Genomic DNA, 9277 nt, shown 5'->3' on the forward strand with positions numbered 1-9277 from the left:
GCAGAGGGTCAAAGCAAAGGGTCTTCAAGCACGCAACTGTACCGATGCTCGTGCAGGAAATGGGTGGGGGGCAATACCGTGGAACACATGGCTTGCGCATACCGGCAACGCGGGTGAAAGGCACAGCCTGTCGGCAGATTCAGCGGGCTTGGAGGCTCACCCGGCAAGGGCTGCGCGGGCAATGGCCGGTGCGGATCGATCTCCGGGATGGCCTGGATCAGCGCCGCCGTATACGGATGACGCGGCGCGGTGAACACCGCTTCAACCGGCCCCTCCTCGACGATCTTGCCCAGGTACATCACCGCCACGCGGTCGCACAGGCGCCGCACGATGGCCAGGTCATGGGCGATAAACAGGATCGCCAGGTTCATGCGTTGTTGCAGTTCCAGCAGCAGGTTGATGATCTGCCCCTGGATCGACACATCCAGCGCCGCCACGCATTCATCGGCAATGATCAGGCGCGGCTCCACCGCCAGCGCCCGGGCGATACCCACGCGCTGGCACTGGCCGCCACTCAGGGAGCCCGGCTTACGCGTCGCCAGTTCGGGACGCAGGCCCACCAGTTCCAGCAGTTCGTTGACGCGCGCGGGAATCTGCGCCACCGCCACTTTGCGCTGTACCCGCAGCACTTCGGCGAGGGTTTCGCCAATGCTGTGCCGTGGATTGAGCGCGGCATAGGGGTCCTGGAAAATCATCGCGGTCTCATGCCGCAGCCGGGCAATGTCGATGGCACTGCCATGGGCCATGTCGATACCGTCGAACAGCACCTGCCCGGCGCTGATCGGGTTGAGGTGCAGAATTGCTCGGCCCAGGGTGCTCTTGCCACTGCCGGACTCGCCGACCAAACCCAGGGTTTCACCGGCGGCGAGGTTCAACGACACCCCGTTCACCGCCCTCACCCACTGGCGGTTGAGGCCCAGCAGGCCGCTGCCGGACGCGGCAAAGCGCACCTCCAGATCCTTGATCTGCAACAGGCTCATGGGCGCCCTCCCAACGGATAGTGACAGGCCACGCGTGGGCCTTGTGGCAGCAACTCGGTACACAGGGCACCGGCCTGTGGGCAGCGCGGGTGGAAGCGGCAGCCGTCGGGCAATGCATCGAGCAACGGCGGCTGGCCAGCAATGGTGCGCAACAACGCATGCCCGCTGCTATGGGCCGGCTGGCAGTCGATCAGGCCTGCGGTATACGGATGTTGCGGTTGGGCCAGCAACTCGTATTTGCTGCCGTGCTCGCACAGGCGCCCGGCGTACATCACGGCGATGGCATCGCAGGTTTGCGCCACCACGCCCAGGTCATGGGTGATCATGATGATCGACAGGCCACGCTGGTCGCGCAGGTCGAGCAACAGCCGCAGGATTTGCGCCTGCACCGTCACATCCAGGGCCGTGGTCGGTTCGTCGGCGATCAACACCTTTGGGTTGCAGCCCAGGGCCACGGCGATCATGGCGCGCTGACGCATGCCGCCGGAAAACTCATGGGGGTAGTTGTCGATCCGCGCCTGGGGGTCGGGAATCCCGACCTGACGCAATACCTCGATCGCCTGCATGCGCGCGTCTTTTTTCGACGCGCCTTGATGCAGGCGGATGCCCTCGGCGATCTGCTCGCCGATGCGCATCAACGGGTCCAGGTGGCTGCTGGGGTTCTGGAACACCATGCCCAACTGCCCGCCGCGCACGGCGCGCATACCGGCATCATCCAGTGCCAACAGGTCCTGGCCGGCCAACTGCACGGCGCCGCCCTGCACGCGCAGATTGGGTGACGGTAGCAAGCGCATCAAGCCGCGGCAGGCCATGGTCTTGCCCGAACCGCTCTCGCCCACCAGGCCGAGGATTTCACCTTCGGCCAGGTCGAACGACACCCTGTCCACCAAGGTGATATCACGCCCGGCGTTGTTGGCGATCACACTGAGGTCGCGCACCTGCAACAGGCTCATGAACGCTCCCCCAATACCTGCGCAACACCATCGGCCAACAGGCTGAAGCCCATGGCCAAGGTCACGATGGCCAGGCCCGGGAAGGTGCAGATCCACCAGGCGGTGGTGATAAAGGCTTGCCCCTCCGCCACCATCGTCCCCCATTCGGCGGTCGGCGGTTGCACCCCCAGGCCCAGGTAACTGACGGCGGCGCCGTTGAGCAGCACCAGCACCGCGTCGGACATGGAAAACACAATGGAGCCAAACAGCGCATTGGGCAGCAAATGCCGGAACAGAATGCGCCCATGGCCAAAGCCCAGGCTTTTGGCGGCCAGGGCAAACTCGCTTTCCTTGAGCACCAGGATCTGCGAGCGAATCAGGCGCGCATACGACACCCAGCCCACCAGCGCCATGGCGATGTAAAAACTCTGCAAGCCCGGCCCGAGGATGGCCATGATCGCCAGCATCAGCACCAGGAACGGGAACGCCAGCACCACATCGATCACACGCATGCAGACACTGTCGAAACGCCCGCCGATATAACCCGAGACCGCACCGATAAAGGTGCCGATGATGAACGGAAAGATCACCCCGATAATCGCCAACTGCAGGTCGATGCGCGCCCCCCAGATCACCCTCGAGAGGATATCCCGGCCGTAGTTGTCCGTACCCAACGGATGGGCAAGGCTGGGGGCTAGCAAGCTGATGCTGGTGTCCTGTGCGATAGGGTCGTAGGGCGCGACCCACGGCGCAAACAGCGCCAGAGCCAACCATGCGAACAGGATCAACAACCCCCATGCGGCGGTCAGCCGGCCATTGCGAAAACCAAAGCGCAGGCGCAAGCGCCAGGGGGCAATCAAGAGGCGACTGCTCATTGCATCTTCACCCGTGGATCGAGGGCCACGGTTACCAGGTCGGCCATGAAGTTGACCACCACCGTGGCACAGGCCAGCACCATCGCCACGCCCTGCACCACCATGTAGTCACGGGTGAAAATGCCGCGCACCAACAACTGGCCGATGCCTGGAATCGCGAACAGGCTTTCGATGACCACCGTGCCGCTGATCAACCAACCGATGTTGACCGCCAGCAGGTTGACCGCTGGCACCAGGGCGTTGGGCAGCACATGCCGGCGAAACACCGCGCCTTCAGGCAGCCCGCGCGCGCGGGCAGCGGTGACATGGTCTGCCTGCAACTCCATCAACATGCTCGCCCGCAGGTTGCGCACCAGCACCGCCGACAGCGCCAGGGCGATGGTCAGGCATGGCAAAAGCATGTGGTGCGCCTTGTCTAGCCAGGTACGCCCATAGCCAGACACTGGGAACAAGCCCCATTTCACGCTGAGCAGCAAGATCAGCATCAACCCCAGCCAGAACGCTGGCATGCCCAGGCCGACCGTGGTGAACACGCGGATCAGCTTGTCCGCCCAACGGCCTTGCTGGCGCGCCGCAATCGTCGCCAGTGGCAGCGCTATCAACAAAGCGAGCACCACGCTGCCCAGCACCAGCACCAGGGTCGGCTCGATGCGGGTGACGATCAGTTTGAGGGCGTCGACCTTGTACAGCAGCGATTGGCCGAGGTCGCCCTTGAGCAGGTTTTTCAGGAAGTAAAAGTATTGCAGCCACAAGGGCTGGTCGAGGCCGAACTGGGCGCGGATCTTCAACAGCGCATCCGGCGTGCTGCGCGAACCCAGCAAGGCGCGCGCCGGGTCGCCGGGAATCGAGCGCACCAACACGAAGGTGATCAGGCTGATGCCCAACAGCACCGGCAGCAATTGCAGGGGCCGGGACAACACAAAACGGTAGCGCGCCAGGTTCATGCGTCAGCCTCGGTGGCGCGCGAGAAAGTCCAGCAGCACCGGGAAGTACGCCTGCGGCTCCTCGTAAAACGGCATATGACTGCTGTTGGGGAACACCTGCAACTCGGCATGGGGTGCTGCAAGTTTCATGCGCATCGCACAGGCGGGGGTGAGTTCGTCGTGCTGGCCGGTGGTGATCAGGATCGGCATCGTGAACTCGGCCATTTCCTTGAGGCGGTTCCAGTCCTTGAGGTTGCCGATATAGAGGAACTCGTTGGGGCCTTGCATGGTTTCGTAAGGCCCCATGTTCCAGTCGCCCAGGGAACGCTTGACCGGCTCCGGCCATTCGTCAAGCCGGCACACGTGGCGGTAGTTGAGCAAGGTGATGGCGGCCTGGTACTGCGGATGGTCGAGAGTGCCCATGGCTTCGTGGCGTTGCATCATGGCCACGGTTTCGCTGCCCAGGGCGCCGCGCAGGCGTTCCAGTTCCTGGGACAGGTGGGGAATGTCGCCGACGGTGTTTTCCAGGATCAAGCTTTTGAGCGCACCGGGATAATGCACGGCATATTCGATGCCCAGCCAACCGCCCCAGGAATGCCCGAGCAAATGCACGCGGCCCAGGCCCAGCGCCTGGCGCACGGTCTCGACTTCTTCGACATAACGGCGGATTTCCCACAGTGCGGCATCGGTCGGTCTGGCTGATGCGCCCGTGCCAAGCTGGTCGAATGCAACCACTCGCAGGTTATGTGCTTTGAGCCAGCCATGGGCGTCGCGCAGATAGTCACACGGCAGGCCCGGCCCGCCGTTGAGACACAGCAGCACCTCATCACCTTCGCCAAAGCTGTAGACCACGAGGTTGTGGCCGTCGACTTGCACGTTGTACTGCTGGTCGGGGGCAATTTCACGCCACATGCATACATTCCTTGTGTTGTATCGGCCTGGCGGGTAGCGGCCGTTTATCAGGTCAACACTACCGAGGATGCCGTGCGTCCATAACCTAGTATTTCTTATAGGTTTGGCCTGGCAGTCCTTCGCCGGGGCGTGGCATTCTACTTGCAGCAAGTCGAGATTCAAATGAATTCGGGAGCAGAACGGATGCTGGCCAAGCTGACCGCCTTCAATAATCGCCTCATACCGGGCAGGAGCCTGGATGAACAGATGGACAATGCGTTTATCCTTGCCCAACAACTGGGCTTCGACGCACTGGTGTATGACTACAGCCCGGTGCCCATTGACCTCAACGGCACACTGATCACCCCCTCGCTGTTGCAACTGCGCAACACGCCGGCCGACTGGCACGCCTTATGGTGCAGCGAAGGGTTTTACCAGATCGACCCGGTGCAACACCTGGCACTGAGTTCGGTATCACCGTTTGTCTGGTCCTATGAGGCCAAGACCGAGACCGCGCTGCAAAAGATCATCGACCCCTGCCACGCCCCCGTTTCCTCCTACCTGCATGAACGCCAACTGACCTGCGGCGTCAGTGTGCCGATTCATCTGCCCAAGGGCGGTTTTGCCTCGCTCACCGGCTTACGCACCGGCAAGGCGCGCACGGTATTGAAGGACGCCCAACATACGCTGGCCGATTTCAGCCTGATTACCCATGCCCTCCAAGAAGCGGCGTACCCACTGTTCAGCAAGGAGGTGCGGGCTTATCCGCACGTCCGCCTGACCAAGCGCGAGCGCGAATGCCTGAAATGGGCGGCTGAAGGCCTGACCGCCGCCGAAATCGCCACGCAATTGAGCCGCTCCCTGGCGGTGGTCACCCTGCACCTGGCCTCGGCGATGCACAAACTGGGCGCCAAAAACCGTGTTCAGGCGGTGGTTCGGGCCACCCATTACCGCTTGCTGGAAGGTTGAGCTTTGGGCAAAAACCTATCTGTTTTGCTAGTTACCTAAACTTTTTGTTCAGACTATCGTAACCCTGATCCTTTTTTTCAGAGCAGGGTACGAAATGGAATTCATCGAAAAAGTTCGCGAAGGCTACGCGCCCTTTGGCGCCTATCAGACCTGGTATCGCGTCACGGGCGACCTGAACACAGGCCGCACGCCCTTGGTGATCATCCATGGAGGCCCGGGCTGCACCCACGATTACGTCGACGCCTTCAAGGATGTCGCCGCCAGCGGCCACGCAGTCATTCACTACGACCAGTTGGGCAACGGCCGCTCCACGCACTTACCGGAAAAAGACCCGTCGTTCTGGACTATCGGCCTGTTCCTCGACGAATTGAACAACCTGCTGGACCACCTGCAAATCAGTGAGAACTACGCGATCCTCGGTCAGTCCTGGGGCGGCATGCTCGGCAGCGAACACGCGATCTTGCAACCCAAGGGCCTGCGCGCGTTTATCCCTGCCAACTCGCCCACCTGCATGCGCACCTGGGTCAGCGAAGCCAACCGCCTGCGCAAGCTGTTGCCTGAAGGCGTGCACGAAACCCTGCTCAAGCACGAGCAGGCCGGCACCTACCAAGACCCGCAATACCTGGCCGCCTCACGGGTTTTCTATGACCAGCACGTGTGCCGGGTCAACCCGTGGCCCGAAGAAGTGGCGCGCACCTTCGCCCAAGTGGATGCGGACCCTACGGTGTACCACGCCATGAGCGGCCCGACCGAATTCCACGTGATCGGCAGCTTGAAGGACTGGAACGTGATCGGCCGCCTGTCAGCGATCAAGGTGCCAACCCTGGTGATTTCCGGCCGGCATGATGAAGCCACACCGTTGGTGGTCAAGCCGTTCCTGGATGAGATAGCGGACGTGCGCTGGGCACTGTTTGAAGACTCCAGCCACATGCCCCATGTGGAAGAACGCCAGGCGTGCATGGGGACAGTGGTGAAGTTTCTGGATGAGGCGTGTTCGTTGCCCTGCAAAGAACTGAAAGCGGGTTGAATCCCTGTGGGAGCTGGCTTGCCTGCGATAGCACCGGTGAATTCACCATCGCTATCGCAGGCAAGCCAGCTCCCACAGGGTATACGGCGTCGCTCGTTAAACCTCGCTGGTCTCAGGCTTGGATGTTTTCCTCTGGGCATCGGCCACCAACGGAATCTCCTTGCCCTCTGCATCAAACAACTTCCCACCCCGGTAGTAATCGCCGTCGCGCAACGCGGCCACGTCGCGAAAGCACAGGCTACGCTCGGTCCCCGCCACAAACACTGACTGCTGGTCCGAATTGCCGGCGGTGAAGTGGTTGAACGCCAGGTTCAGCAGAATCGCCATAATCGCCGACGAGCTGATGCCCGAGTGGAAGATGGTCGCGAACCAGCTTGGAAAGTGATCGTAGAAACTTGGTGCGGCGATGGGGATCATGCCGAAGCCGATAGACGTGGCAACGATGATCAGGTTCATGTTATTGCGGTAATCCACCCTCGACAGCGTGCGAATCCCGCTGGCCGCCACCGTGCCAAACAACACAATCCCGGCGCCGCCCAACACAGAGGTGGGCACGGCCGCGATCACCCGGCCCATGAACGGCAGCAGGCCAAGCACCACCAGGAACACCCCGCCGGTGGCCACTACGAACCGGCTCTTGACCCCGGTCACCGCCACCAGGCCCACGTTCTGGGCAAACGCACTTTGGGTGAACGAACCGAAGATCGGCGCGAACATGCTCGACAGCATGTCGGCGCGCAGGCCGTTGCCCAGGCGCTTGGAGTCGACCTTGGTGTCGATGATCTCGCCCACCGCCAGGATATCCGCCGAGGTTTCCACCAGCGTCACCATCACCACGATGCACATGGAAATAATCGCCGCCACATGGAAGGTGGGCATGCCAAAGTGAAAGGGCGTGGGGAAACCGAACATCGGCCCCTGCATCACACCAGAGAAGTCCGCCATGCCGAGCAGCACCGCGATCACCGTGCCAATCACCATGGCCAGCAGGATCGACAAGCGCGAGATGGTTGCGCTGCCGATCTTGCTCAGCAGCAGCACCAGCACCAGGGTCAGCGCGGCCAGGCCGATGTTGGACATGCTGCCAAAATCCGCCGCCCGGCTGTTGCCGCCCATGGCCCAGCGCGCCGCCACGGGCATCAGGGTCAGGCCGATGGTGGTGATCACAATGCCCGTCACCAGCGGCGGGAAAAACTTGGTAATCCTTGAGAACACCGGGGTGATCAACAAGCCGATAAAGGATGCGGCCATCACCGCGCCGAGAATCGCTGGCACGCCACCGGCACCGTCGCTGCCGACAATCGCCACCATGGTCGCCACACCCGCGAACGACACGCCCTGCACCAGCGGCAACTGACAGCCGAAGAACGGCAGGCCCAGGGTTTGCAACAGCGTGGCCAGGCCACCGGCAAACAGCGATGCCGCGATCAGCAGGCCGATATCCGCCGGCGACAACCCGGCTGCCTGGCCGACGATCAACGGCACGGCGACGATGCCGCCATACATGGTGAGCACATGCTGCAGGCCGTAAGCCATGTTGGCGGCGACGCCCAGATTTTCATCTTCGGGCCGCTGCGGTGACGCCTTCGGGATAGTCATGGTGAGGGGTTCTCTGTTTTTGTTGTGCGCTCACTGTATGCAATGTTCAGACTGTATGTCCATAGAGTTGTATACAATCAATCGAACAAGATACCCTCCAACGGCGTTACAAAAACAATCCGGCCGTCACGAGCCAGAACGCCAAAGGACAAAAAGTATGAAAAAGGCACTACAGGGCGCCACCGTCGCACTAACCCTTCTCGGCGGCGGGGAGGCTGTCGCGGTGGAATGGATGAACAACAGCGTCGGGTTTCGCTACGGGCAGCACTTCACCAACCCGAACAACCCCGACGACTTCAGCAAGCGCATCTACAGCTTTACCCATGCCAGCGGCTATCGTTACGGCAGCAATTTCCTCAACCTCGATGTGTTCCTGTCCGACAGCAGCGACCCGCGCAAGGGCACCGACCACGGTGGCAGCGAGGTGTACGCCGTGTACCGGCATCAGCTATATGCCTCACGCGTGTTCGACCTGCCGCCAGGCACCGGGCTGATCAAGGATTACGCGCTGACCCTGGGCTTCGACGCCAACCGTAACAACAACTTCGCTTCCGCCAAGAAGCGCGCGCTGGTGATTGGCCCCACGTTGAAATTCAATACCGTCGGCGTGCTGGACCTGAGCCTGATGTACTACAAGGAAAAGAACCACACCGGCATCCCCGGCGCGCGGGAGTCGAACCACACCTTCGACGACACCTACATGCTTAACCTGACGTGGATGCGCCCGTTCGAAGTCGGCAACCATGCGGCGAAATTTCAGGGGTTCATTAACTACGTCGGGGCAAAAGGCGAGGACTACCATGGCCGCGATACCGCAGCGGAAGCGCTGATGCGTACAGCGCTGATGGTGGCGGTGCGACCGGGTAAAAGCGTCAAGCCGAACCTGTACCTGGGGGTGGGCTATGAATACTGGCATAACAAATTCGGCGTGGACGGTGGGCGTGGCAGCCGCACCTCAACGCCGACGGTGAACATGGAAGTGACGTTCTAACTGAAGAAACGCAAAAAATGTGGGAGGCCCCACTAAGTCTCCGACATAGCGCTGTCGCGCATCAAACTGGTTCATCGTAAGGTTTAAGAA

9 protein-coding genes are annotated in these 9277 nt (G+C 61.6%); 3 read left to right on the plus strand and 6 right to left on the minus strand.

The features are described 5' to 3' along the window. Nucleotides 1-8: 8 nt before the first annotated feature. The 5 genes from DK871_RS21275 to DK871_RS21295 are packed head-to-tail and all read right to left on the minus strand — an operon-like array spanning nt 9 to nt 4622. Complete coding sequence (locus DK871_RS21275; RefSeq protein WP_078466602.1) at nt 9-980, minus strand: ABC transporter ATP-binding protein; 972 nt, start codon at nt 978-980, stop codon at nt 9-11. After that, entirely contained in the window at nt 977-1933 is a 957-nt protein-coding gene (locus DK871_RS21280) for an ABC transporter ATP-binding protein (protein ID WP_161906513.1), read from the minus strand. The genes DK871_RS21275 and DK871_RS21280 overlap by 4 nt, the downstream gene beginning before the upstream one ends. After that, nucleotides 1930-2787, minus strand: a complete 858-nt coding sequence (locus DK871_RS21285) for an ABC transporter permease (protein WP_161906514.1) — start codon at nt 2785-2787, stop codon at nt 1930-1932. Before DK871_RS21285 ends, DK871_RS21280 begins: the two co-directional genes overlap by 4 nt. After that, nucleotides 2784-3731, minus strand: a complete 948-nt coding sequence (locus tag DK871_RS21290) for an ABC transporter permease (RefSeq protein ID WP_161906515.1) — start codon at nt 3729-3731, stop codon at nt 2784-2786. Before DK871_RS21290 ends, DK871_RS21285 begins: the two co-directional genes overlap by 4 nt. A gap of 3 nt (nt 3732-3734) precedes the next feature. Beyond that, entirely contained in the window at nt 3735-4622 is an 888-nt protein-coding gene (locus DK871_RS21295; protein WP_161906516.1) for a proline iminopeptidase-family hydrolase, read from the minus strand. A gap of 183 nt (nt 4623-4805) precedes the next feature. Here DK871_RS21295 and DK871_RS21300 point away from each other — a divergent pair, with 183 nt between their 5' ends. Together DK871_RS21300 and DK871_RS21305 are read left to right on the plus strand one after the other, a co-directional pair. Continuing rightward, complete coding sequence (locus DK871_RS21300) at nt 4806-5570, plus strand: LuxR family transcriptional regulator (protein ID WP_161906517.1); 765 nt, start codon at nt 4806-4808, stop codon at nt 5568-5570. A 94-nt stretch (nt 5571-5664) separates the two neighbouring features. Continuing rightward, nucleotides 5665-6597, plus strand: a complete 933-nt coding sequence (locus tag DK871_RS21305; protein ID WP_161906518.1) for a proline iminopeptidase-family hydrolase — start codon at nt 5665-5667, stop codon at nt 6595-6597. Nucleotides 6598-6693: 96 nt separating this feature from the next. Here DK871_RS21305 and DK871_RS21310 read toward each other — a convergent pair whose 3' ends face one another. Next, complete coding sequence (locus DK871_RS21310; RefSeq protein WP_161906519.1) at nt 6694-8196, minus strand: nucleobase:cation symporter-2 family protein; 1503 nt, start codon at nt 8194-8196, stop codon at nt 6694-6696. Between the two features lie 157 nt (nt 8197-8353). On the opposite strand from DK871_RS21310, the gene DK871_RS21315 reads away from it, so the two are divergent. Further along, nucleotides 8354-9187, plus strand: a complete 834-nt coding sequence (locus tag DK871_RS21315) for a nucleoside-binding protein (protein ID WP_161906520.1) — start codon at nt 8354-8356, stop codon at nt 9185-9187. Nucleotides 9188-9277 lie beyond the last annotated feature (90 nt).

The organism is Pseudomonas sp. L13, from assembly GCF_009935965.1.
In the GTDB taxonomy this organism is placed as follows: domain Bacteria; phylum Pseudomonadota; class Gammaproteobacteria; order Pseudomonadales; family Pseudomonadaceae; genus Aquipseudomonas; species Aquipseudomonas lactis.

What these genes read in the sequence shown, in the direction of transcription:
- DK871_RS21275 (WP_078466602.1), bottom strand. Translation starts at nt 980, where the DNA reads ATGAGCCTGTTGCAGATCAAGGATCTGGAGGTGCGCTTTGCCGCGTCC.
- DK871_RS21280 (WP_161906513.1), bottom strand. Translation starts at nt 1,933, where the DNA reads ATGAGCCTGTTGCAGGTGCGCGACCTCAGTGTGATCGCCAACAACGCC.
- DK871_RS21285 (WP_161906514.1), bottom strand. Translation starts at nt 2,787, where the DNA reads ATGAGCAGTCGCCTCTTGATTGCCCCCTGGCGCTTGCGCCTGCGCTTT.
- DK871_RS21290 (WP_161906515.1), bottom strand. Translation starts at nt 3,731, where the DNA reads ATGAACCTGGCGCGCTACCGTTTTGTGTTGTCCCGGCCCCTGCAATTG.
- DK871_RS21295 (WP_161906516.1), bottom strand. Translation starts at nt 4,622, where the DNA reads ATGTGGCGTGAAATTGCCCCCGACCAGCAGTACAACGTGCAAGTCGAC.
- DK871_RS21300 (WP_161906517.1), top strand. Translation starts at nt 4,806, where the DNA reads ATGCTGGCCAAGCTGACCGCCTTCAATAATCGCCTCATACCGGGCAGG.
- DK871_RS21305 (WP_161906518.1), top strand. Translation starts at nt 5,665, where the DNA reads ATGGAATTCATCGAAAAAGTTCGCGAAGGCTACGCGCCCTTTGGCGCC.
- DK871_RS21310 (WP_161906519.1), bottom strand. Translation starts at nt 8,196, where the DNA reads ATGACTATCCCGAAGGCGTCACCGCAGCGGCCCGAAGATGAAAATCTG.
- DK871_RS21315 (WP_161906520.1), top strand. Translation starts at nt 8,354, where the DNA reads ATGAAAAAGGCACTACAGGGCGCCACCGTCGCACTAACCCTTCTCGGC.